The 24,218-nt window shown below is 64.6% G+C and carries 20 protein-coding genes and 2 pseudogenes; 16 read left to right on the top strand and 6 right to left on the bottom strand.

Going from position 1 to position 24,218, the window contains the following annotated elements; all coding sequences use genetic code 11:
* Nucleotides 1–5 precede the first annotated feature (5 nt).
* The 16 genes and pseudogenes from HV711_RS17630 (at nt 6) to HV711_RS17555 (ending at nt 14,802) form a co-directional block, all read left to right on the top strand.
* On the top strand, nt 6–1,496 hold the full coding sequence (locus HV711_RS17630; protein WP_035479130.1) for a 2-hydroxymuconic semialdehyde dehydrogenase: 1,491 nt from the start codon (nt 6–8) through the stop codon (nt 1,494–1,496).
* Between the two features lie 87 nt (nt 1,497–1,583).
* Nucleotides 1,584–1,985: a hypothetical protein gene (locus HV711_RS17625; protein ID WP_051224006.1), complete on the top strand. Its 402-nt coding sequence runs from the start codon at nt 1,584–1,586 to the stop codon at nt 1,983–1,985.
* Nucleotides 1,982–2,508: pseudogene (locus HV711_RS17620) on the top strand (acetaldehyde dehydrogenase); the annotation flags it as partial. The gene HV711_RS17625 and the pseudogene HV711_RS17620, both read left to right, overlap by 4 nt.
* A 37-nt stretch (nt 2,509–2,545) precedes the next feature.
* Nucleotides 2,546–2,827: pseudogene (locus tag HV711_RS34085) on the top strand (4-hydroxy-2-oxovalerate aldolase); the annotation flags it as partial.
* Nucleotides 2,824–3,030, top strand: a complete 207-nt coding sequence (locus tag HV711_RS17610) for a hypothetical protein (protein WP_175145172.1) — start codon at nt 2,824–2,826, stop codon at nt 3,028–3,030. The pseudogene HV711_RS34085 and the gene HV711_RS17610, both read left to right, overlap by 4 nt.
* Nucleotides 3,027–3,458, top strand: a complete 432-nt coding sequence (locus HV711_RS17605; RefSeq protein WP_028360066.1) for a RidA family protein — start codon at nt 3,027–3,029, stop codon at nt 3,456–3,458. The genes HV711_RS17610 and HV711_RS17605 overlap by 4 nt, the downstream gene beginning before the upstream one ends.
* 47 nt (nt 3,459–3,505) lie before the next feature.
* Entirely contained in the window at nt 3,506–4,030 is a 525-nt protein-coding gene (locus HV711_RS17600) for a 3-hydroxyanthranilate 3,4-dioxygenase (RefSeq protein ID WP_035479129.1), read from the top strand.
* 43 nt (nt 4,031–4,073) lie between these two features.
* A complete protein-coding gene (locus HV711_RS17595; protein WP_028359787.1) occupies nt 4,074–5,075 on the top strand; it encodes an amidohydrolase family protein in 1,002 nt (333 codons plus the stop codon).
* Nucleotides 5,076–5,115: 40 nt separating this feature from the next.
* Nucleotides 5,116–5,859 carry an alpha/beta fold hydrolase gene (locus HV711_RS17590; RefSeq protein WP_035479128.1) on the top strand — a complete coding sequence of 248 codons (744 nt, stop codon included), beginning with the start codon at nt 5,116–5,118 and terminating at the stop codon, nt 5,857–5,859.
* Between the two features lie 125 nt (nt 5,860–5,984).
* Nucleotides 5,985–7,064, top strand: a complete 1,080-nt coding sequence (locus HV711_RS17585; protein ID WP_035479126.1) for a porin — start codon at nt 5,985–5,987, stop codon at nt 7,062–7,064.
* Between the two features lie 249 nt (nt 7,065–7,313).
* Complete coding sequence (locus HV711_RS17580) at nt 7,314–8,447, top strand: acyl-CoA dehydrogenase (RefSeq protein ID WP_035479125.1); 1,134 nt, start codon at nt 7,314–7,316, stop codon at nt 8,445–8,447.
* A 104-nt stretch (nt 8,448–8,551) separates the two neighbouring features.
* A complete protein-coding gene (locus HV711_RS17575) occupies nt 8,552–10,255 on the top strand; it encodes an AMP-binding protein (protein WP_013590345.1) in 1,704 nt (567 codons plus the stop codon).
* Between the two features lie 90 nt (nt 10,256–10,345).
* Nucleotides 10,346–11,854, top strand: coding sequence for a CoA-acylating methylmalonate-semialdehyde dehydrogenase (locus HV711_RS17570; RefSeq protein WP_028359791.1), 1,509 nt, complete (start codon nt 10,346–10,348; stop codon nt 11,852–11,854).
* Between the two features lie 28 nt (nt 11,855–11,882).
* On the top strand, nt 11,883–12,800 hold the full coding sequence (gene mmsB, locus HV711_RS17565) for a 3-hydroxyisobutyrate dehydrogenase (RefSeq protein ID WP_013590343.1): 918 nt from the start codon (nt 11,883–11,885) through the stop codon (nt 12,798–12,800).
* On the top strand, nt 12,797–13,645 hold the full coding sequence (locus tag HV711_RS17560) for an enoyl-CoA hydratase (protein WP_035479124.1): 849 nt from the start codon (nt 12,797–12,799) through the stop codon (nt 13,643–13,645). Before mmsB ends, HV711_RS17560 begins: the two co-directional genes overlap by 4 nt.
* Nucleotides 13,642–14,802, top strand: a complete 1,161-nt coding sequence (locus HV711_RS17555; RefSeq protein WP_035479123.1) for an enoyl-CoA hydratase/isomerase family protein — start codon at nt 13,642–13,644, stop codon at nt 14,800–14,802. Before HV711_RS17560 ends, HV711_RS17555 begins: the two co-directional genes overlap by 4 nt.
* A gap of 77 nt (nt 14,803–14,879) precedes the next feature.
* On the opposite strand, the gene HV711_RS17550 is transcribed toward HV711_RS17555, so the two are convergent.
* From HV711_RS17550 to HV711_RS17525, 6 genes are all read right to left on the bottom strand, one after another.
* On the bottom strand, nt 14,880–16,148 hold the full coding sequence (locus HV711_RS17550) for an MFS transporter (RefSeq protein ID WP_035479122.1): 1,269 nt from the start codon (nt 16,146–16,148) through the stop codon (nt 14,880–14,882).
* Nucleotides 16,149–16,183: 35 nt separating this feature from the next.
* Complete coding sequence (locus tag HV711_RS17545) at nt 16,184–17,008, bottom strand: siderophore-interacting protein (RefSeq protein ID WP_035479121.1); 825 nt, start codon at nt 17,006–17,008, stop codon at nt 16,184–16,186.
* A 75-nt stretch (nt 17,009–17,083) separates the two neighbouring features.
* A complete protein-coding gene (locus HV711_RS17540) occupies nt 17,084–17,881 on the bottom strand; it encodes a PadR family transcriptional regulator (protein ID WP_035479119.1) in 798 nt (265 codons plus the stop codon).
* Between the two features lie 337 nt (nt 17,882–18,218).
* Entirely contained in the window at nt 18,219–19,646 is a 1,428-nt protein-coding gene (locus tag HV711_RS17535; protein WP_035479118.1) for an efflux transporter outer membrane subunit, read from the bottom strand.
* Nucleotides 19,643–22,825 carry an efflux RND transporter permease subunit gene (locus tag HV711_RS17530; protein WP_035479116.1) on the bottom strand — a complete coding sequence of 1,061 codons (3,183 nt, stop codon included), beginning with the start codon at nt 22,823–22,825 and terminating at the stop codon, nt 19,643–19,645. The genes HV711_RS17535 and HV711_RS17530 overlap by 4 nt, the downstream gene beginning before the upstream one ends.
* Nucleotides 22,826–22,837: 12 nt before the next feature.
* A complete protein-coding gene (locus tag HV711_RS17525; protein ID WP_035479115.1) occupies nt 22,838–24,094 on the bottom strand; it encodes an efflux RND transporter periplasmic adaptor subunit in 1,257 nt (418 codons plus the stop codon).
* Between the last annotated feature and the right edge of the window lie 124 nt (nt 24,095–24,218).

Raw genomic sequence — 24,218 nt, 5'->3', positions numbered from 1 at the left:
ACATTGTGATTGCAGAACAGGCTGGCGCCGCGCACGGAGAGCGGCTATTGCGGCACTACATCGGCGGCGAATTCGTTGCGAGCGACATCACGTTCAACGACGTGAGTCCGGTGGACGGCTCGCTCGTGGCCCGCGTGTGCGAGGCCGACGAAGCGAGTGTGGATCGCGCCGTGCGCGCCGCGCGCGCGGCCCAGCGCGCCGGTTGGGCAGACACCACGCCGGCGCAGCGAGCCGAGTGGCTGCACCGGATCGCCGACGGCATCGAGGCGCGTTTCGAGGATTTCGTCGCGGCGGAGGTGGCCGACACGGGCCGGCCGTTCGCGCAGGCGCGCACGCTCGACGTCGCGCGCGGCGTGACCAACTTCCGCACTTTCGCCGACCTCGTGCGTTACGCGCATGGCGAGTACTTCGAAACCCGGACGGCCGACGGCGGCAGCTTGATCAACTACGTGACGCGCAAACCGCTTGGCGTGGTGGGCATCATCTCGCCGTGGAATCTGCCGCTTCTGTTGTTGACCTGGAAAGTGGCGCCGGCTTTGGCCATGGGCAATTGCGTGGTCGCCAAGCCTTCCGAAGAGACGCCCGGATCCGCGACCTTGCTGGCCGAAGTGATTCACGCCGCGGGTTTGCCGCCCGGCGTGTTCAATCTGATTCACGGCCATGGCTCGAACGCCGCGGGCGAATTTCTCACGCGACATCCGCAGATCGATGCCGTGACCTTCACGGGCGAATCCCGCACGGGCAGCGCGATCATGAAGAACGTGGCCGACGGCGTGAAGGAGATTTCATTCGAACTGGGCGGCAAGAATGCGGCGGTCGTATTCGCCGATGCCGATTTCGACGCCGCCGTCGAAGGCGTCCTCAAGTCGAGCTTCACGAACGCGGGACAGGTTTGCATGTGCAGCGAACGCGTGTATGTGGAGCGGCCGATTTTCGAACGTTTCGTCGCGGCGCTGAAAACGAAGACCGAGGCATTGCGGGTCGGCTCGCCCGAGGACCCGTCGACGACGATGGGGCCGCTCATCTCGCACGGCCATCGCGACAAGGTGCTGTCCTACTTCCGGCTTGCCGTCGAGGAGGGCGCGACCGTGGTGACGGGCGGCGACGTGCCGCGCTTTGACGACGCGCGCGACGAAGGGGCGTTCGTACTCCCAACCATCTGGACCGGCTTGCCCGACACGGCGCGCGTCGTCACCGAGGAAGTGTTCGGCCCCGTGTGTCATATCGCGCCGTTCGACAGCGAAGACGAAGTCGTCGCGCGCGTCAACGACAGCGCATATGGCCTCGCCGCCAGCGTCTGGACCACGCACCTCGCACGCGGGCATCGCGTGGCGCGGCGCATCGAGACCGGCATCGTGTGGATCAACGCGTGGTATGTGCGCGACCTGCGCACGCCGTTCGGCGGCTCGAAGCTCTCCGGCATCGGCCGCGAAGGAGGTCGCCATTCGCTCGATTTCTATTCCGAACTGACCAACGTCTGCGTGAGGGTTGCATGAGTGAACTCGATCGAAGCGCGACGAAAGCCATCGCACAGCGCTTGTGGCAGGCCGCGCAGAGCGGCGTGGCGTGTGCGCCGGTGCGCGATGCGATCGCGCAGCTCGGCGGCGATCCGCTGCGGCGCCGCGTACGAAGCGCAGCGGGTCAACACCGAACGGCGCCTGACCAGCGGCGAACGGCTCGTCGGCTGCAAGGTGGGTTTGACTTCGCGTGCAGTGCAGGGGCAATTCGGCGTCGATCAGCCGGATTTCGGCATGCTGTTCGACACCATGGCGGTTGCGGACGGCGAAGAGATCGCGATGTCGCGCACGCAGCAGCCGAAAGTCGAGGCGGAAATCGCACTCGTGCTCGAACGCGATCTGCCGCATGAGCGGCACACGCTCGCGGGGCCGATGGTCGCCGCGAGTGCGGGCGACGTGTTCACCGCGAGCATCGAGGGACACGGGACGGTGAGCGCCTCTTTTTCCACCCAATCGGAGCCCACATGAAAACGAAGGACAGGCTCGATCTGGCGATCATCGGTCCGGGCAATATCGGCGCCGATCTGATGATCAAGACGGTACGTCATGCTAAATATGTGAGGATGGCAGCGATGGTCGGCATCGATCCCGCTTCCGACGGACTCGCCCGCGCGAGGCGCCTCGGCGTCGCGACGACGCACGAAGGCGTGGAAGGCCTCGCGCGCCTGCCGATGTTCAAGGACATCGATATTGTGTTCGACGCGACCTCCGCCTCGGCGCATGTGAAGAACGACGCCTTCCTGCACGCGGCGAAGCCCGGCTTGCAGATGATCGATCTCACGCCCCCGGCGATCGGACCGTTTGTCGTGCCGGTGGTCAATGCATTCGAGCATGTCGGCGCGGCGAATCTGAACATGGTCACCTGCGGCGGACAGGCGACAATTCCCATGTTCACGCGGTGTCGCGTATCGCGCCGGTTCACTATGCCGGGATCGTCGCGTCGATTTCGAGCCGCTCGGCCGGACCCGGCACGCGTGCGAATATCGACGAAGCGGCAGGGCTTGAACCATGGTTGCAATGTCAAGCAACTGATCGACGCGGCCGACGACATCGTGCGCCCGCTGCAGGAAAGACCCGTGCGGGTGGACCGCGAAACGCTCGCACTCGGCTACGCTGGCGTGTATTCGAGCTTTCTGCGGCATACCGAAGCGGCCGCCGCGAAGTACGGGCTGTCCGCGTTCGACATCATGGTCGAGCTCGGGCGCCGCCGGATGGTGGGCGGCCAGGAAGACATGATCGTGGACGTCGCCCTGGATATGGTCCAAACGCGGCAGCAACAGCAAGCGCAAGCCGGGAGGGCAAGCGCATGATCGACTACGACGAGCTGGCCGCGCGTGGACGTGGCCGCATGCAAGGCGACGCCGATCCCCAGCTCACGGGCACCGCCGGCTTTACGCTCGACGCGGCCTGCGAGATCCAGCGGGCCGCCCACGCGCTTGCCCACGGCGTGCACGTGCAGTGCCTCGTCAACGGGCTCAGCGTGACGGAATTCACTACTTACCGACCATCATGAACGACGACACCACTTCTCACGCGCGCGTCGTAGCCGGCAAGGCGACGCCGCGCGGCCGTTTTCCTCATATCACGCGCGCCGGCGACTTCCTGTTTGTCTCCGGCACGAGCGCGCGGCGGCCCGACAATACGATCGTGGGCGCGGCCGCCGACGAGTTCGGCACGCTCACGCTCGACATTCGCGAGCAGACCCGCGCGGTGATCGAAAACATGCGCGACATTCTGCAGAGCGAGGGCGCGGACTTGTCGAACGTCGTTGAGATTTCATCGTTCCTCGTCAACATGAACGATTTCGGCGGCTATAACGAGATCTACAACGAGTATTTCGACGAGACGGGGCCGACGCGCACGACGGTGGCGGTGCATCAACTGCCGCATGCCCATCTGCTGATCGAGATTAAGGCGATTGCCTACGCGCCTCGCCGGTGAAACGCGAGGCGCCACATCCAGGAAGACAAGATGATGGAGACAAGACCATGTTGAAGTACGGCAAACCCTTCAATTTCCAGCGTTGGATCGACGAGCACGCACATCTGCTGAAGCCGCCGGTCGGCAATCAGCAGGTGTGGCCAGACAGCGATTTTCTCGTCACGGTGGTGGGCGGCCCGAATCATCGGACCGACTACCACGACGATCCTGTCGAGGAATTTTTCTTTCAGATGCGCGGCAATGCGTACCTGAATCTGTGGATCGACGGCAAGCGCGAGCGCGTCGATCTGAACGAAGGCGACATTTTCCTGCTGCCGCCGCACGTCCGCCATTCGCCGCAGCGGCCCGAGGCAGGCAGCCTGTGTCTTGTGGTCGAGCGGCAGAGGCCGGCGGGTTTGGTCGACGGATTCGAGTGGTATTGCGACGCATGCAGTCACCTCGTGCACCGCGTGGAAGTGCAATTGAAGAGCATCGTGACCGATCTGCCGCCGCTCTTCGACGCCTTCTTTGCGTCCGAGGACTTGCGCCGCTGCAAGAACTGCGGCCATCTCCACCCGGGACACGCGCGTTGACGCGAAGCAGGAAAAACAGGCACAACCATCAGGCTAAAAAAAGATGACTTTGCGAATCGACATGCACTCGCATTTTTTTCCGCCGATCACTCAGGCGGAAGCGGCGAGTCTCGATCCCGAACGCGCGCCCTGGCTCAGGATCGACGCCGACGGCGAACACGGCATGATCATGACCGGCGAGCGGCCCTTCCGCCCGGTCAAGCGGGCACTGTGGGACCCCGTCGCGCGCGTGGCGGAACTGGATGCGCTCGGCGTGGAGCGGCAGCTCATGTGCGCGACGCCCGTGATGTTCGGCTATAGCCAGGAGCCCCGCGCCGCACACGAATGGGCGATGCGCATGAACGACCGCGCGCTCGACATGTGCGCGCGGGCAAACGGCCGCTTGCTGGCGCTCGCGCAGGTGCCGCTGCAAGACGTGGAACTCGCGTGTCGCGAGGCGACGCGCGCGCGCCGCGCCGGTCACCACGGCGTGCAGATCGGCAATCATCTCGGGCCGCGCGATCTCGACGACGAACACCTCGTGGCCTTTCTCACGCATTGCGCGGACGACGGCATTCCGGTGCTCGTGCACCCGTGGGACATGATGACCGACGGTCGCATGAAGAAATGGATGCTGCCGTGGCTGGTGTCGATGCCGGCGGAAACGCAGTTGAGCATGGTTTCGCTCATTCTCTCCGGCGCTTTCGAGCGCATACCGCGCTCGCTCCAGCTCTGCTTCGCGCATGGCGGCGGCAGCTTCGCGTTTCTGCTCGGCCGCGTGCAGAACGCGTGGGAGCAGCGCGACATCGTGCGCGAGGCATGTCCGAATCCGCCGGTGTCGTACCTCGACCGCTTTCATGTGGACAGCGCAGTGTTCGATCGCGGGGCACTGCAGTTTCTGGTCGACACCATGGGAGAAGACCGCGTGATGCTGGGCTCCGATTATCCGTTTCCGCTAGGCGAGCAGCGCATCGGCGAGCTGGTCGACGGGCATCCGCATCTGAGCGAGCAGGCCAGGCAGAAAATTCTCGGCGGCAATGCACGGCGCTTCTTCAACCTACATTAGGCATTCAACAATACCTGGCTTTCAAATCAGAGGAGAAAACATGGACAGGAGATATACGTTCGTACTGATTCACGGCGCCTGGCACTATGGCGAGCTATGGGCGCCGGTGGCGGAGAATCTGCGAATGGCCGGGCACCAAGTGCACACGCCGACGGTGGCGGGGCATACGCGCGATGCGCGACCCGGCGAGCGCGACGTGGGTCACGCGCAGGGCGTGAATTCGATCGTGGAGTACATCACCAGCAAAGGTTTGAAGGACATCGTGCTGGTGGCGCACAGCTTCGGCGGGTCGGTCATTTCGCGCGTCGCGGAGGAGATTCCCGAGCGTATCAGGCGGCTCGTCTACTGGAACGCCTTTGTGCTGAAGGACGGGGAAAGCGTGAGCGACGTGTCGCCGCCCGCGTACTCCGTGATGATGGATGCCATTGCGGCGGAGCGTGGCGACAATTGCGTGGTGCTTCCGTACCCGGTCTGGCGCGACAGTTTTATCGGTGACGCGGATGAGGCCACCGCAAAGCACACCTACAGCCTGCTGTGCCCCGAACCGTACCGGATGCTCACCGACAAGGTCCCGCTGAAGACCTTCTACACGCTGCAGATTCCGAAGACCTACCTGAACGCGCAAGCCGATGTGGCGATGCCGCCAGGCGAGTATGCTTGGTTTCCGCGCTTTGCCGAGCGCCTTTTCCCTTGCCGCGTGCTGCACATGGAAGGAAGCCACCAGGTGATGTTCTCGAACCCCGCGGCGCTGGCGCAAAAGATCATCGAGGCCGGCCGCGATTAGACGGCGGGCGAACCACGTAGTTTTCGATAACAACAACGAGTTCCTATTCGGGAGAAACCGGCGCCGTGAATGCGGCGCCTGCGTTTTCTATATACATAGTCATACTAAATATCGGAGGAGACAACATGAGTCGCTTTTCCAGGTGCGTGAAGTTGCCCATTGCGTGCATCGGCGGAGCTTCTGTGATCGGCAGCGCGTGTGCGCAAAGCAGCGTGACCTTATATGGACGCGTCGACGCCGGACTGCTGTACATGAGCCGCACGCTCAATGCGAAGACGGGTCTTAACGACGGTCATCAATTGGCGGCGGTCGACGGCGGCAGTTCGCCCACGGTATTCGGGCTGACGGGCGTGGAAGACCTGGGCGGAGGTGCGAAAGTGCGCTTCACGCTCGAAAGCGGTGTGAGTGTGATGAATGGCGGCATCAACAATTCCAACGGCAATTTCTTCGGGCGCCAGGCCTTCGTTTCTCTGGCCGGCAAGCCGGGTGAGGTGAAGCTCGGCTTGCAGTACTCGCCCTTTTTTCTGTCGCTATATGAAACCGATCCGCGCGGCTTCTCGCAGATCGGCAGCGGTCTCGTCAACTACGCGAACAACGTGGCGGGTACGGGGGCCTTCAACTCGAACGGCATGTCCTACACGAGCCCAGCTTTTGCGGGCTTTCAAGGCAGCGCACTGCTTGCGTTCGGTGGAAAAGCCGGCGACTTTCAGGCGGGCCGGCAATATTCCGGCAATCTGAGGTACCAGCTCGGCAACTTCGTGATCAACGCCGCACTGTATTCCGGCAATGGCGGCGGTACCGTTTCCACGCCGATTCCGAGCACACTGGATTTTTCGGGGCGCATGGTAGGGGCTCTCTACCGGTTCGCCAACGTTACCGCCAAAGCGCAGTTCGTGAACTTCAAGGTCGCGCACTCGTTCAATTCGAACATCTACGGCTTTGGCCTCGACTGGAATGCGACCCCTGCGTTGAACGTCAACGGCGGCGTGTATTACCGGACAGATCGCAACGATTCGGTCAATTCGTCGATTCTCGGTGCGATAGGCGTGGTGTACTCGCTGTCCACCCGAACAGCGCTCTACACGCAGTTTGCCGCGGTCAACAATCGCGGCGCCATGAACAGCGGCCTCTTGATGGGCTACGCGATCAATGGTCAGCAAGGCACGACGACGGGCGTCACAGCCGGTATCCGCCACAACTTCTGAAGGAGCGGGGGAAGGGCGACGCACACGCCCGTGCCCGCGCCAGATTGAGCGGGCCGCCGCGTGCGGGGTTCGCGCGGTGTCCCGCGCGCGTGGCCGTGGCCGTGGCCGTTGGGCCGCCGTCCGTCCTGATGGTGGGCTGCGAACACGCGCTATGGCAAACGCGCTCACGCACAATGATCGGACTGAGCATCGAAGCGGCCATGAAGCTTGCCTACACTTGCTGCCAACGCAAGCACAGGACGCACGCTCATGGACAGCTTCTACACCGAAGAACAACGCATGATCCGCGACGCGGCCCGCGACTTCGCGACCGAGCGCCTCGCCCCCAACGCCGCGCAGTGGGACCGCGACGCGCAACTGCCCGCGGACGTCGTGAGGCAAATGGGCGAGCTCGGCTTTCTCGGCATGATCGTGCCGCCGCAATGGGGCGGTTCGTACACCGACTATGTGGCTTATGCGCTCGCGCTCGAAGAAATCGCGGCCGGCTGCGCCGCCTGTGCGACGCTGATGAGCGTGCATAACTCTGTCGGCTGCGGACCGATTCTCAACTTCGGCAGCGACGCGCAAAAAGACCGCTATTTGCACGACCTTGCCACCGGCCGGCGCATCGGCGCATTCTGCCTGACCGAGCCGCAAGCGGGCTCGGAAGCGAACAACCTGCGCACGCGTGCGGTGCTGCGCGACGGCAAATGGATATTGAACGGCAACAAGCAGTTCGTGACGAACGGGGCGCGTGCCGACATCGCGATCGTGTTCGCCGTCACGGATCCGGATCGCGGCAAGCGCGGTCTCTCCGCGTTTATCGTGCCGACCGATACGCCGGGCTTCAACGTCGGCAAGCCGGAGCACAAGCTCGGCATTCGCGCGTCGGACACCTGTCCTATTTCGCTCGACGACTGCACGGTCCCCGAAGCCAACCTGCTCGGCGAACCGGGCGAGGGCTTGCGCATCGCGCTGTCGAATCTGGAAGGCGGGCGCATCGGCATCGCGGCGCAGGCTGTCGGGATTGCGCGAGCCGCGTTCGACGCCGCACGCGTCTATGCGAGCGAGCGCGTGCAGTTCGGCAAGGCGCTAAAAGACCACCAGACCATCGCCAACATGCTTGCGGACATGGCCACGCGCCTGAACGCCGCGCGCCTGCTCGTGCACCACGCGGCGCGGCTGCGCTCGGCGGGCGAGCGGTGTTTGTCGGAGGCATCGCAGGCCAAGCTCTTCGCCTCGGAAACGGCCGAGCAGATCTGCTCCAACGCGATCCAGATTCACGGCGGCTACGGCTACCTCGAAGACTACGCAGTGGAGCGCCATTATCGCGACGCCCGCATTACGCAGATTTACGAAGGAACCAGCGAAGTGCAGCGCATGGTGATCGCGCGTCATGTCTGAACGCTGCGCAAGCCGAGTTTGAGCGCAAAATAGCTTGCCGACAGAGCAAAGCGAAGCCAACCCGAGCCAGAGCGGATCCCACCGCGCCCAATCAGGAGACGACCATGACTGCAGCGAAAGCCTTCTTCGACGCCCGCGACCTGTTACTGCGTCATCGAACCGACTATGACCGCGCGTACCGCGAGTTCGCCTGGCCGGTGCTGGACGAGTTCAACTGGGCGCTCGACTATTTCGACGCGATCGCGCGCGGCAACGACAACCCGGCGCTGTGGATCGTCGACGATCCGGCCGGAGAGGGCTTGCGCCTGTCGTACGCGCAGATGTCGGAACGCTCCGCGCGCATGGCCAACTTTCTGCGCGGCGTGGGCGTGAAGCGCGGCGACCGCGTGCTGCTGATGCTGCCGAACCGCGTCGAACTGTGGGACGTCATGCTCGCTGCGATGAAGCTCGGCGCCATCGTGCTGCCCGCCACTACCCAGCTTTCTGCCGACGACGTGCGCGACCGCGTGCAGATTGGCGGCGCGAACTTTGCGGTGGTGGATAGCGCGGAGCTCTCCAAATTCGATTCGCTCGACGTGCCTTTGACGCGCCTTTCCGTGGGCGCGCCGCGCGACGGCTGGATCGATCTGGCCGCGGCGTATGACGCATCGCCGCAATTCACGCCCGAGGGCGTCACGCGCGCCACCGATCCGCTGCTGCTGTATTTCACCTCCGGCACGACCTCGAAGCCGAAGCTCGTCGAGCACACGCATCAAAGCTATCCGGTCGGCCACCTGTCGACGCTGTACTGGATCGGCCTGCAGCCGAACGACATCCATTGGAATATCAGCTCGCCGGGCTGGGCGAAGCACGCGTGGAGCTGTTTCTTCGCGCCGTGGAATGCGCAGGCCTGCGTGTTCGTGTTCAACTTCGCGCGCTTCGTGCCCAAGGACACGCTCAATGTGCTGGTGCGTTTCAACGTGACCACGCTGTGCGCACCGCCCACCGTGTGGCGCATGCTCGTGCAGGAGCCTCTCGCGGAGTATCCGGTGAAGCTGCGCGAGATTGTCGGCGCGGGCGAGCCGCTGAATCCGGAGATCATCGAGCGCGTGAAGCACGCGTGGGGCATCACGATTCGCGATGGTTTCGGGCAGACCGAGACCACCTGCCAGATCGGCAACTCGCCGGGGCAGCCGGTCGTGGCGGGTTCGATGGGGCGTCCGTTGCCGGGCTATCGGATCGAATTGCTCGACGCCGACGATCAGCCTGTCACCGAAGGCGAGATCGCGTTGCCGCTCGGACCCGACGGAACGGGGCGACCGCTGGGTTTGATGACGGGCTATGCGAACAACGAGAAGGCGACCGCGCAGGCCATGCGCAACGGCTTTTACCGCACGTCCGACGTCGCCCTGCGTCGCGATGACGGCTATTACGTGTACGTGGGCCGTGCCGACGACGTTTTCAAATCGTCGGACTACCGGCTGAGTCCCTTCGAACTGGAAAGCGTGCTGATCGAGCACGAGGCCATAGGCGAAGCGGCGGTTGTGCCGAGCGCCGACGCGCTGCGCCTTTCGGTGCCCAAAGCGTTTGTCACCGTGCGCCAGGGGTACGAAGCGGGGCCGGAACTCGCGCGGGCCGTGTTCGCCTTCTCCCGCGAAAAACTCGCACCGTATAAGCGGATTCGCCGTCTGCAATTCAGCGAACTGCCGAAAACCATCTCGGGCAAGATCCGCCGCGTGGAGTTGCGGCGACGCGAAATGGAGCGGCAGGCGGAACCCGCGCGTTTGCCGGACGAGTACTGGGAAGAAGATTTCCCCGACCTGCGCTAGCGCGCGTCGCCTCGTGCATTTTTGTCCAGAATCGCTGGCCGGCCCTAGGCCCGGTACAGGTCCATTTCAGGTACAACAGGAGTTCACCGCATGAACGCAATGGCCTCGAACACCGTGAAGCTGCTGATCAACGGCGAGTTCGTCGAATCGAAAACCACCGAATGGCGTGACATTATCAATCCGGCGACGCAACAGGTGCTTGCGCGCGTGCCCTTCGCAACCGCCGACGAAGTCAACGAAGCGATCCGCTCGGCGCATGCCGCGTTCAGCACATGGAAAGACACGCCCATCGGCGCGCGCATGCGCATCATGCTCCGGTACCAGGCGCTGATTCGCGAGCACATGCCGCGCATTGCGAAGACGCTGAGCGCCGAACAGGGCAAGACGATCGCGGATGCCGAAGGCGACGTGTTTCGTGGACTCGAAGTGGTCGAGCATGCGTGCTCGATCGGCACCTTGCAGCAAGGCGAATTCGCCGAAAACGTCGCGGGCGGTGTGGATACCTACACGCTGCGTCAGCCGCTTGGCGTATGCGCGGGCATCACGCCGTTCAACTTCCCCGCCATGATCCCGCTCTGGATGTTTCCGATGGCGATTGTTTGCGGCAATACCTTCGTGCTGAAGCCTTCCGAGCAGGACCCGTTGTCGACCATGCAACTGGTCGAGCTGGCACTCGAGGCGGGCGTGCCCAAGGGCGTGCTGAACGTGGTGCACGGCGGCAAGGACGTGGTCGACGCGCTGTGCACGCATGAACTGGTGAAGGCGATTTCCTTCGTCGGCTCCACGGCGGTCGGCACGCACGTATACCGCTTAGGCGGTGAGCACGGCAAGCGCGTGCAGTCGATGATGGGCGCGAAGAATCACGCCGTCGTGCTGCCCGATGCGAATCGGGAGCAGACCTTGAATGCGCTCGCGGGCGCCGGTTTCGGCGCGGCGGGGCAGCGTTGCATGGCGACGTCGGTGGTCGTGCTGGTGGGCGCGGCGCAGCAGTGGCTGCCCGATCTGGTCGCGAAGGCGCGCACGCTCAAGGTCAACGCGGGCCACGAGCCGAACACGGATATCGGCCCGGTTGTTTCGCGCGCCGCGAAAGCGCGCATTCTCGGGCTGATCGAAGCGGGCGTGAAAGAAGGCGCCACGCTAGCACTCGACGGCCGCGACGTGAAAGTGCCGGGCTACGAGGAAGGCAATTTCATCGGTCCGACGATTTTCACGGACGTCAGCACGGAGATGGAGATCTATCGCACCGAGATTTTCGGGCCGGTGCTGCTTGTGCTCAATGCCGCGACGCTCGACGATGCTATCGCGCTCGTCAATCGCAATCCGTTCGGCAACGGCGTCGGCCTCTTCACGCAAAGCGGCGCGGCGGCGCGCAAATTCCAGAGCGAGATCGACGTCGGCCAGGTCGGCATCAACATTCCGATTCCGGTGCCCGTGCCGTTTTTCAGCTTCACGGGTTCGCGCGGTTCGAAGCTCGGCGACCTGGGCCCGTACGGCAAGCAGGTCGTGCAGTTCTACACGCAAACCAAAACGGTCACCGCGCGCTGGTTCGACGACGATACAGTCAACGACGGTGTGAACACGACCATCAGCCTGCGCTGAACGAGCCCGCAACCATGGAGGCGGCATCATGAAGATTGGCTTTATCGGACTCGGCAACATGGGCGCGCCGATGGCGCACAACCTGCTGAAAGCAGGCCATGCGGTCAACGTTTTCGACCTGAATACGCAGGCCGTGCAGGTGCTCGTCGAGGCGGGCGCGAAGGCTGCTGCGTCGCCGAAAGCGGCGGCGAGCGATGTCGAATGCGTGATCACGATGCTGCCCGCGGCGGCGCATGTGCACAGCGTGCTGACGGCCGAAGACGGCGTGCTGGCCGGCATTCCCAAAGGCGTCGTCATCGTGGATTCGAGCACGATCGATCCGGCCAGCGTCAAAGCGTTCGCCGCACTCGCCTCGCAGCGCGGCAATACGTTTGTCGATGCTCCCGTGTCTGGCGGCACGGGCGGCGCCGCAGCGGGCACGCTGACCTTCATGGTGGGCGGCAGCGCGAGCACATATGAGCAGGTGAAGCCGGTGCTGTCGGCGATGGGGAAGAACATCGTGCATTGCGGCGACACGGGCACGGGCCAGGTCGCGAAGATCTGCAACAACCTCGTGCTCGGCATCACGATGGCGGGCGTGGCCGAGGCCATGTCGCTCGGCGAAGCGCTCGGCATCGACGTGAAGGTGCTCGGCGGCATCATCAATACGTCGACGGGCCGCTGCTGGAGCTCGGACACCTATAACCCGATGCCGGGCGTGATAGACGGCGCGCCGGCCTCGCGCGGTTATACGGGCGGCTTCGGCACGGACCTCATGCTGAAGGATCTGGGACTCGCCACGGACGCCGCGAAGCTTGCGCGTCAGCCGGTGTACCTCGGAGCGCTCGCCCAGCAGCTCTATCAGACGATGAGCACAAAAGGCGCAGGACGTCTGGACTTTTCCGCAGTCATCAAGCTCTATCGTGACGACCGCGGGCAGGGCAGCGGCAACGGAGACGCGCGATGATCGAACTCGACTACGCGCACGGCGGAGCAGTGGCGCAACTCACACTGAACCGCCCGCCCGCCAATGCCTTCACGCCGGAAGGCTTGCTGCACTTGCAGCAGACGGTTGCGCGCCTGAACGGCGAGGCGCGGGTTCGCGCCATCGTCATCACCGGCGAGGGTCCGAAGTTCTTCAGCGCAGGCGCGGACCTGAATACTTTCGCCGACGGCAACCGCGAAGTCGCACGTGTCGCGGCAGCGCGCTTCGGCGCGGCCTTCGAAGCGTTGCAGAACGCGCGGCCCGTGGTGATCGCCGCGATCAACGGCTATGCGATGGGCGGCGGGCTCGAATGCGCACTGGCGTGTGATATCCGGATTGCCGAACAGCACGCGGTGATGGCGCTGCCCGAGACCGCGGTCGGGCTGCTGCCCTGCGGTTGCGGCACACAGACGTTGCCGTGGCTCGTCGGCGAAGGCTGGGCGAAGCGCATGATTCTCACGGGCGAACGGGTGGATGCGGCCACCGCGCTACGTATTCGTCTCGTCGAGGAGGTGGTGGACAAGGGCGCCGCGCGCGAGGCCGCGCTCGCCATGGCGGCGCGCGTCGCGACGCTGAGTCCGCAGGCCGTCGGCTTCAGCAAGACGTTGATACATCAGGCGCGTCACGGCGTGCCGCGCTCGGCCGCGCTTGCACTGGAACGCGAGCGTTTCGTCGATCTGTTCGACGGGGCCGATCAGCGCGAAGGCGTCAACGCGTTCCTCGAAAAACGCGCGCCGCGCTGGGAGGTCATGCAGGACGGCGAGGCCGCAGACGCTCAGAACACCACGAGCGCCCCGCGGGCCGAAAATGAGGAGACCGAACGATGAGCGCTTTACAAAGCGTCTTGCCCGAGTTTATGCCCGAAGCGCCGGTCGAAGCAGAACGCGAGATCCTGTTTCGCGTGGTCAACCGCGTCGCGATCATCACGCTGAACCGGCCGGCTGCGCTCAATGCGCTGTCCCACGCGATGATTCGCGAGCTCGCGGTACTGCTCGAGCATTGCCGACATGACGACGGCATTGTCGCGCTCGTGCTGAAAGGCGCTGGAAAGAAGGGCTTTTGTGCGGGCGGCGATGTGCGCGAGGTGCATCGCCTCGCGACGAACGGCGATAACCGCTGGCTTGCGTTTTTCGTCGACGAATACCGGCTGGATTACGCGCTGCATACTTTTCCGAAGCCGGTGGTCGCGGTGCTCGACGGCATCGCGATGGGCGGCGGCATGGGACTCGGGCAGGCGGCGCGTCTGCGCATCGTGACCGAGCGCAGCAGGATCGCGATGCCGGAGACGCGCATCGGTTTCGTGCCGGACGTCGGCGCGACCCGCTTTCTTTCGGTCATGCCCGTGGAGTTCGAGTTGTATGTCGGTCTGACGGGCGCAACATTGTCGGGCGCCGACGCGTTGCGCCTGCAGCTCGCCGATCTGTGCGTGCCGGCCGACTGGCTTGCGTCTTCGGAAGAGCGCTTGCGGCGCATGTCGCACGACGGCGATCTTATGAGCGCATTGCGCGGCGTGTTCGAGCCGCCGTGCAACATCGTGCCGCACGCCCCGTTGGCGCCGTTGACGCAACGGGTGTTGCGGCATTTCGACCGGCGTTCCGGCGTTGACAGAATCATGGCGACGTTGCGGCAGGATCTCGAGCGCGACCCGCCGCGCGAAGCGAGGCAGTGGCTGCAGTCCACGTGCGATGCACTCGCGGCCCATTCGCCCACCATGCTTTACGTGACGCGCGAGGCGCTCTTGCGCGGCCGCCAGATGACACTCGCCGAGTGCTTCAGGATGGAACTGGGCATCGTCAAACGGGCGATCGAAGAGGGCGATTTCTGCGAAGGCGTGCGGGCCCAGTTGATCGACAAGGACCGCAAGGGACGCTGGGCGCCGGCCACGCTGGCCGAAGTGCGGCCCGAGCGCGTCAGGCATTTTCTGACTTCGCCGTGGAAGCGGGAGGCGCATCCGCTGGCGGATCTCGGCGCGGAAATGAAGTAAGGGAAGTAACGGACGTAACGGAAGTAAAGCGGGGCGGGCGGGGCGGGGAAACCCGCGCCCGCTCATTGCATTTCCAGTCACCCTTCCCCGGCCACCGCATCGCCGCGCACGACAGCCGGCGCGGGCGCTTCGTTTTGCGGTACCTGCGCGCTTCGCACGTGCGAGATCCATAGAACACCGGCAAGCGCGACCGCCACCGAGACCCAGCCGACGGTTCCATATCCGAGAATCCGACCGTCAGAAGCATTACCGAGCATCAGGCCGCCGAACCACGCGCCGCAGCCTGTGCCCAGTGCCTGCAGCGCGCTGTTTGCGCTGAGGAACGCACCTCGCCGATCCGGCTGCGGCACGGTGGTCAGCAGGGCCTGCATCGGCACCATCCGTGCGGACATGAGGACCATGAAGACGGGAAAGAACAGCAGCAGCGCGTAAAACGGCAGATCCGGCAAGTGCGTCACGAAGAGTACCGGCAGGCAGGCAAGCAGCGCCGTGATCCGGAACACGCGCCGCGGGCCGAAGCGGTCCGCGAGCTTGCCGACGCGGCGCGAAGTGAAGAACGTTGCCGCGCCGCCGGCCATGTACAGCCACGACAACTGCTCAGGCGCGACGCCGTGGTTGGCTACCAGTACTGGCGAGATAAACGGAATGACGAGCATGTGCGCGACCATCATCACGAAAGTCAGCGCGAAGGCGGCCAGATGCCGTGGGTCGCAGAGAAGCCGCATCAAGTCCGGCAGCACTTCCACGAGCGGCGGCTGACGCCGGCTCAGATGCCCGGCGAGCGACGGCACGAGTCGCCAGCCGGCCAGCCAGATCGCGCCCGACAGTGCGACGAGCAGCAGAAATGGCGCGGCCCAGCCGAAATGCGCGCCCAACATGACGCCGGCCGGCACGCCCGCGATCGCGGCAAGCGAGAAGGCGGTCATGATGGTACCGGTGGCGGCCCCTCGCCGTTGCACCGGAATCACGTCCGCGACGATGGCCATGATGACTGAGGCCAGCACGCCGCCTGTAATGCCCGCGAACGCGCGCGCGGCGAGCAGCAGATGGAAGCTGTTTGCGAGCGCGCACGCGAGGTTCGACAACGCGAAGAGCGCATACATGGCGAGCAGAAGACGGCGCCGGTCGAAGCGGTCGATATAGGTGGCCGCGAACAGGCCCGACAAGCCCGAGCACCACGAATACGCCGACACGGCCGTTGCAAACTCGGCAGGCGTAATGCCGAACGAATGCATGATCTGAGGACCGAGCGGCATCATCACCATGAAGTCCATGATGATGGTGAACTGGGTTAGCGCGAGCAGCCAGAGCAGACGGCGCTCATGGTTTGCGTCGAGCGAATACATCGGCAGATTCCTTGTTGTTGTTTTGGGCGTGGCGCTCAGTCGTCGAGCGTTTCATGCACGGCCACGGCGCCCTGTTTCCAGTAGCTCGCCGCGCGAATGCGCGATTTGTCGACGCCGCGTTCCGTGCACAGGTGATAGCGAACGGCGCGAATCGTCGCTGATTCGCCCGCGGCCCACACATAGCCTTCGCCGTCTCGCGGCAGGCAGGTTGCGCGGACCGCTTGCAGCAAGGCCTCGCCGCGCGTGTCGCCTTCGCTGCGGTAACGCCACACGAGATGCAGCTCCGCCTGCGTTTTGAACTCGATGCGCGCCGGCGGATCGGCTACCTCGATCACAGCCGCTACGCGCTTGCCGGCCGGCAGCTCCTCGAGGCGGCGCGCGATGGCGGGCAACGCGGTGTCGTCGCCGATCAGCAAGTGCCAGTCGAAAGCGGTGGGGATCACGAGCGAACCGCGAGGCCCGCCGATGCCGAGATACTGGCCGGCTTGCGCCTCTGCCGCCCACGTCGCCGCGGGGCCGGCATCGTGCATGGCGAATTCGATGTCGAGCTCGCGCGCCTCGCGGTCGAAGCGGCGCGGCGTGAAATCGCGCGCGACCGGTCGGCGTCCTTCGGGAAACAAGGGACCGTCGGGGCCCGCTTGCGGCAGGACCGGCTTGTCGGCGCCGGGCTCCGGGAAGAACACCTTGATGTGGTCGTCGAACGAGGCGGACACGAAGTCGTGCAGGTCCTCGCCGGTCAAGGTCACGCGGATCAGATGCGGTGTGAGCGGCTGCACTTTTTTCACTTGCAGCAGGCGGAATTTCAGCGGATGCCGCACGCGTTGCACGGCGAGGTCGAGTCGATTTTCCTGAGTCGGCATGAAGGCGCTACTCCTGTCGGTTCGTTGGCCGCGTGGATTCAGTGTGAGGCGCGCGAAGCGCCGGAAGCGGCCAGTTCAGGTGGCGGTTGCGTTATCGTTAGGATTCCCTGGATTCTGTTCGCCTTCGATTTCTTGCGCGGCTCGCATGAGGATCGCGGCAATGCGGCGCTGCTCTTCAGCGGGCGCGTTGTCACGGCGCAGCAGCGCATTTTTCAGCGCGCGGCGCGCCTGGTTCAGCTCGGGCAGCCAGCCGCCCTCGCTGATGTCGGCCGGCTCTTCGCCGGCGAATGCGCGGCGCACCGAATCCATCTTGCGCGCGATGTGGCTGAGTCTCGCCAGCATCAACTCGACGCGCTCGCGATTGGCCGCGAGATACTCGCGACCCGCCTGCGCGAGTTCATAGCGCTTGCGGTTGCCTTCGAGCTGCACGGTGACGTAGCCGAGTTCTTCCAGATAGGTGAGCGCCGGGTACACCATGCCGGGGCTCGGGCTGTAGAAGCCGTTCGAGCGCGTTTGCAGCGCCTTGATGAGCTCGTAGCCGTGGCTCGGTTGCGCGTCGATCAGCGAGAGCAGCAGCAGTTGCAGGTCGTCGGAACTGAATTTGCGGCCGCGGGGAAAGCCGTCGCCGTCGCCGCCGAAACCGCCCGGCCCGCCGCCGAAGGGACCGCGCCCGCCGCGATGCTCATGATGGCGGCCGATTGCGTGCCAGAGCGCATGCGCAGAGAAGCGGTGGACGCTTTCCGCGCTTTCGTCGCGAGCTGAATGGGGACGGGTCAACGCATGCCAGAGCGCGTGGAACGACGGGCGCTCGAAGGGAGAATCAAACGGGTGATCTGCGGCGTGCCGGCCGGCAAAGCGGTGGTGATGACGCATGATGCGCCCTCCGTGTGCGTCTTAAGATGTGTCGTAAGATATATATCTAAAGATAGTTTGTCAAACTGTTTTTTGGGGACAACCGCATCAACGGTACGTCCGTGCCGGCCGTGAGCAGGTGCTCGGCGTCGCTCCGGGACGCTTGTGGCAGATGACTCGAACCCGCGCACGGTGGCTTAACGCATGTACGGAAACCGCTGTACGTAACCGTACGCGCAAGCCTCATCCTTCAGGCACAGATCGCCGCGTGTTCCGAAAAAAGCGAAGGGCGACAAATGTGGACAGAATGAGAGGGGCCGTTTCCAGCTGGAAAACGACCCCCCGGTGACACGCCTGACTACCGCTGCGCCACCGCGCCGGTTTCGGTCCAGCCGCCGCCCAGCACCTTGTACAGCGTGATCAGGTTGGACTGTTTGGCGAGCATGTCCGTGACCAGTTGCTGTTGCGCGGTGTAGAGCGTGCGTTGCGCGTCCAGCAGGGTCAGGAAGCTGTCGGTGCCGCTGTGGTAGCGTGCCTGCGCGAGGTCGTAGTACTGCTGCGCGGAGTTCACATAATCACGGTCTGCGATCACTTGCGTGACGTACGTCGTGCGTCCCGCGAGCGCATTCGACACTTCCTTGAACGCCGTCTGGATGGCCTTTTCGTAGTTGGCGATGTCGATGTCCTTTTCGACTTTCGCCACGTCCAGCGTGGCGCGGTTGTAGCCGAAGTCGAAGATAGGCACAGAGATGGACGGCGCAAACGTCCACGCGCCGGTGCCCGCCTTGAACAGGTTCGAGAGGCTGCCGCTTGTGGTGCCCGCAGAAGCCGTCAGCTCGATCTTCGGAAGGAACGCGGCGCGCGCCGCGCCGATGTTGGCGTTGGCGGCCTTCAGCGTGTGCTCGGCTTCGACGATGTCGGGTCGGCGCGTGAGCAGATCCGACGGCACGCCTTCGCCGATGTCCGCGAACGTGTTTTCGCTTTCCATCAGCGAAGGGTACTGGGGCAGATCGTCGGGCAGCGGCGCGCCGATTTCGGCTACCAGGTTGTTGCGGTCCTGCGCCACCGCACGCGTGTACGAGGCGAGGCTCGAGCGCGCGCTCGCCAGCGAGCTTTCGGCCTGGCGCACGTCCTGCAGCGACGCGTTGCCCATCTTCATCATGCTCACCGTGAGGTCGTAGGTGTGCTGGTCCGCATCCACGGTGTTTTGCGCGATCTGCAACGAAGCTTCGTCGGAGAGCAGTTGCAGATAGTCGGTGGCGACCGTCGCGATCAGGCTGATCTGCGTGCTCGTGCGCGCCGCGTCCGTCGCGAGGTATTGCTCCAGTGCCTGACGCTTCAGGCTGCGCAGGCGGCCGAAGAAGTCGATCTCCCACGACGTGAGGCCTACGCTCGCGCTGCTTGAGCTGTATGCGCTCGTGGAGCCTTCCACGCGTTCGCGCGTGACCGAGCCCGATGCGCTGATGGTCGCTCCGATGTTGGCGCGCGCAATGCGGTACTGCGCTTCGTACTCCGCCACATTGAGCGCGGCCACGCGCATGTCGCGGTTGTTCGCAAGCGCGAGTTCGATCAGTTTTTGCAGGCGCGGGTCCTTGAAAAAGTCGCGCCAGCCGAGGTCGGCAGCCAGCGGCGCCGCCGCGGTGGTCTGCGCCGCCTTCGGCTGCGCCGGCGCGGGGGTGGCGGACCAGGTGCTGTCGACCGGCGCGGCCGGGCGCTGGTACGTCGGGTCGAGCGTGCAGCCTGCCAGTGCGGCCGCACAAAGAAGGGCGATCAGTGTGCGTTTCATGCGTTGCCCTCGTTGATGTCGGCAGAGTGCGTGGCGTGACCGTGTTCCTTGAACAGTCTGCGCACCACGACGAAGAAGACCGGTACGAAGAAGATGGCGAGCACCGTGGCCGCGATCATGCCGCCCGTCACACCCGTGCCGATGGCGTGGCGTGCACCGGCGCCGGCACCCGTGCTGATGACGAGCGGCAGCACGCCGAAGACAAACGCGAGCGAGGTCATGAGAATGGGGCGCAGCCGCATGTGGGCGGCTTCGAGTACGGCGTCCACGAGGCTGTACCCCTGCGCCTGCAGATCCTTCGCGAACTCGACGATCAGAATGGCGTTCTTCGTGGAAAGCCCGATGGTGGCCAGCAGTCCCACCTTGAAGTAGATGTCGTTCGAAAGTCCGCGCCCATGCGCGGCAAGCAACGCACCGAGCACGCCGAGCGGCACGACGAGCAGCACCGCGAGCGGAATCGACCAGCTTTCGTAGAGACCCGCGAGGCACAGGAAAACGACGACGAGCGAGATCGCGTAGAGTGTCGTGGCCTGGGAGCCCGCCTGCTTCTCTTGGTACGATTGTCCTGTCCATTCCAGAGCGAAGCCGGGCGGCAGTTTGTGCGCGAGCTGCTCGACCGCGTTCATGGCCTCGCCGGTGCTCACACCGGGCCGCGTGGAGGCCGAAATGCCCATGGCCAACCGCCGGTTGTAACGCTCGATCTGCGGCGGCCCGAACGTCCAGCGGCTTTTTGCGAACGACGAGAAGGGCACCATCGTGGAGTCGTAGCCTGTCGTGGTCGTGCCTGAAGACGATGAGGATGACGAACTGCTGCTCGCCTTCACATACCAGTCGCCCAGATCGGTGGGCATCATGCGATACGGCGCGTCGGACTGCACATAGACCTTCTGCACGCGTCCCGTGTCGATGTAGTTGTTCACGTAGGACGAACCGAACGCCGTCTGCAGCGTGTCGTTAACGTCGGAGACGGAAAGCCCCAGCGCGTTGGCCTTTTTGCGGTCGACGTCCACCTGGAGCTGCGGCGTGTCTTCAAGGCCGGAAGGGCGGACCATCGCGAGCGTCGGTTCCTTCGACGCCATGCCGAGAAACTGGTTGCGCACGGCGAGCAGCTTATCGTGACCCGCGCCGCCGCGGTCTTCGATCTCAAAGTCGAGACCGCTTTGCGTGCCCAGTTCTTGAATGGCGGGCGGATTCAGCACGAAGATGCGCGCATCGCGATTCCCCGCGAAATGCTGGTTGGCGCGCCCGATGATGGCCTGCGCGCTGTCACGCGCACTGCGCTGGCTCCAGTCCTTGAGGCTCACGAACGCGATGGCGTTGTTCTGCCCTTGCCCGTTGAAGCTGAAGCCGTTGATGGCGATCACCTGCTTCACGCCCGGCTCGTCGTTCAGCACATACTGCTCCACGGCCTGCACCGTCTTCAGCGTGCCCGAGGCCGGCGTGCCCGCGGGCGCGCTGATCGACACGATGAAGTAGCCCTGGTCCTCGTCGGGCAGGAACGAGGAGGGCAGCGTGACGTAGAGCAACGCCACGATGCCGGCGATGACGCCGTAGAGCAGCATGTACCGCGTAGGCCGAGCCACCACACGGGCGAGCGACGAGCTGTAGCCCGCGTTGCCTTTCCCAAACCAGCGGTTGAACCAGCCGAAGAAGCCGCGCTTCTCGTGGTGCTCGGCGTCGGCGCGCTTGAGCAGCGTGGCGCACAGGGCCGGCGTGAGCGTGAGCGCGAGCACGACCGACAGCAGCATCGCGGACACGATCGTGATGGAGAACTGCCGGTAGATCGCGCCGGTGGAGCCCGAGAAGAACGCCATCGGAATGAACACGGCGGTGAGCACCGTGGTCACGCCGATCAGCGCGCCCGTGATCTGGCCCAGCGCCTTGCGTGTGGCCGCCTTCGGTTCGAGCTTCTCCTCGCTCATGATGCGCTCGACGTTCTCCACCACCACGATCGCATCGTCCACGAGCAGGCCGATGGCGAGCACCATGGCGAACATGGAAAGCACGTTGATCGAGAAACCGATCATCGACATCACGCCGAATGTGCCCAGCAGCGCGACCGGCACCACGATGGTGGGAATCAGCGTGGCGCGTACGTTCTGCAGGAACAGGTACATCACGAGAAACACCAGCACGACCGCTTCGAACAGCGTCTTCACGACCTCTTCGATCGAAATGCGCACGAATGGCGTGGTGTCGTACGGATAACTGATCGCGACGTCCTTCGGCAGTTGCGGCTGGAGTTCGGCGAGCTTCGCGCGCACCGCTTTGGCGGCTTCGAGCGCGTTCGCGCCGGTCGCAAGCTTGACGGCGAGCGCCGCGGCGGGTTTGCCGTTGAGGCGAGACGAGGTCTCGTAGCTGTCGCCGCCCACCTCCACGCGCGCCACGTCCTTGAGCAGCACACCCGAGCCGTCGCTGTTCACGCGCAGCAGGATGTTGGCGAACTGATCAGCCGTGGTGAGCAGGCTGGACGAGCGGATGGTGGCGTTGATGGCCTGCGAATCCGTGGCAGGCGCGCCGCCCACCTGGCCCGTGGAGAGCTCGACATTCTGGTTCGTAATGGCCGAGGTCACGTCCGAAGCCGTGAGGCCGACGCTGCGCAGCTTCACCGGATTGAGCCAGATGCGCATGGCGTGCTGCGCGCCGAACAGCGTCACGTCGCCCACGCCGTTGAGCTGCGAGAGCGGGTCCTCGATCTGGCTCGCAATGATGTTGCCGAGATCCACCGAGTTCCAGGTGCCGCCCGGCGACGAGAGCGCGACGATCATCAGAAAGTTCGTCGACGCCTTCGCCACCTGAACGCCTTGCTCCTGCACCGTTTGGGGCAGCGTGGGCGTGGCCTGCGACACTTTGTTCTGAACCTGCACCTGCGCGATGTCGGGATTCGTGCCGGGGTTGAACGTCAAGGTGATGGTGGCCTGCCCTGCGGAACTGCTCGTGGACGACATGTACAGCACGTTGTCGATGCCGCTCAGCTTCTGCTCGATCACCTGGGTGACGGTGGCCGCGATGGTATCGGCCGAGGCGCCGGGGTAGGTGGCCGTGATCTGCACCGAGGGCGGCGCGATGGTGGGGTACTGCTCTACAGGAAGGCTCGTGACCGCCGCCGCACCCACCAGCATGATGACGATGGCCATGACCCACGCGAGAATCGGACGCTTGATGAAGAACTCTGCCATGCCGTTCTCCGCCTAGCGTTGTGCCGACACGGTCGAGGCCGTGTCTGTCGCGGATGTTCCTGATGCCGCATCCACCTGCCTCTGCGACGTATCGGCGGCCACCTTGACCGGCGCACCTGCATGCACGCTCTGCAGACCGCTCACGATCACGCGGTCCCCGGCGTGCAGACCCGAGGTCACGATCCATTGGTCGCGGAACGCGTTGTCGGCTGTTACCTGCACCTGCTGCGCGTTGCCGGCCGCATCTACCACGTAGACGCTCGCCTTGCCGTCGGACGCGCGCGTGACCGCCATCTGCGGCACGAGTATCGCGTTGTCGTTCTCGCCTTCTACGAGGCGGGCGCGCACGAACATGCCGGGCAGCAGTTCCCGTTCGGGGTTCGGGAACGTGCTGCGCAGCGTGACCGAACCCGTGGTGGCGTCCACCGTGACGCCGGAGAACTGTAGCGCGCCGGGGTGGGCGTATTCGGTGCCGTCTTCCATCACGAGCGTGACGGCGGCGCTGTCGTTGCCCGTCTTCTTCAGGCGCCCGGAAGCGAAGGCCTTGCGCAGCTTCAGCCATTCGCTGCTGGGCCGTGTGACGTCGAGGTACATCCGGTCGAACGCCTGGATGGTGGCGAGCGCGGTGGTCTGGTCGGAGGTCACGAGCGCACCTTCGGTCACAGTGGATGCGCCGATGCGCCCTGAAATCGGCGCCCGCACGCGTGTGTATTGGAGGTTCACGCGCGACGATTCGAGCGATGCCTCGTCGGCCGTGACACTGGCGGCGTTTTCGCGAACGGCGGCGACGGCATCGTCGTAGTCCTGCTTGCTCACGGCGTTGATCTTCACGAGTTCCGTGTAGCGGTCCGCCTTCGTCTTCGCCGAAGCCAGCGTGGCGCGGGCGTTTTCGAGCGTGCCGCGCGCCTGGTTGTAGGCGGCCTGATAGGTGGCCGGGTCGACCTGATAGAGCACCTGGCCCGCGGTGACGTCGCTGCCTTCCACGAACAGGCGCTTGAGGACGATGCCGCTCACCTGCGGGCGAACGTCCGAGACCTTCTGTGATGAGAGGCGACCGGAGAGTTCGGTGGTCTCGACGATGTGCTGCGGCGCGAGCGTGAGCACGCCCACCTGGGCCGTTTGCGCGGCCAGTCCGCCCGGCGGTCCGCCTGTTTGCCTGTTACAGCCGGCGGTGCCGACTACGGCGAGTATCGAGAGTGCAGCAAACAGCCGGCGCGGCCAGCACGTCATAGGGTGGTGCGGGTGGTTCTGGAGGATGGGCGTCTTCATCTTTGACCTGTTTGGACATCGCGACGGCGCGATGCGAGAACGGGACGGCACCGGACGCTTCAGTAGCAGCAGAGCGGAACCGGTGCTGGGCAAGGCGTAACGCTACCGAGGGCGGAGGTTTTCG

Source organism: Paraburkholderia phenoliruptrix, assembly GCF_902859825.1.
In the GTDB taxonomy this organism is placed as follows: domain Bacteria; phylum Pseudomonadota; class Gammaproteobacteria; order Burkholderiales; family Burkholderiaceae; genus Paraburkholderia; species Paraburkholderia phenoliruptrix.
This window is presented reverse-complemented; position numbering and strand designations above follow the sequence as displayed.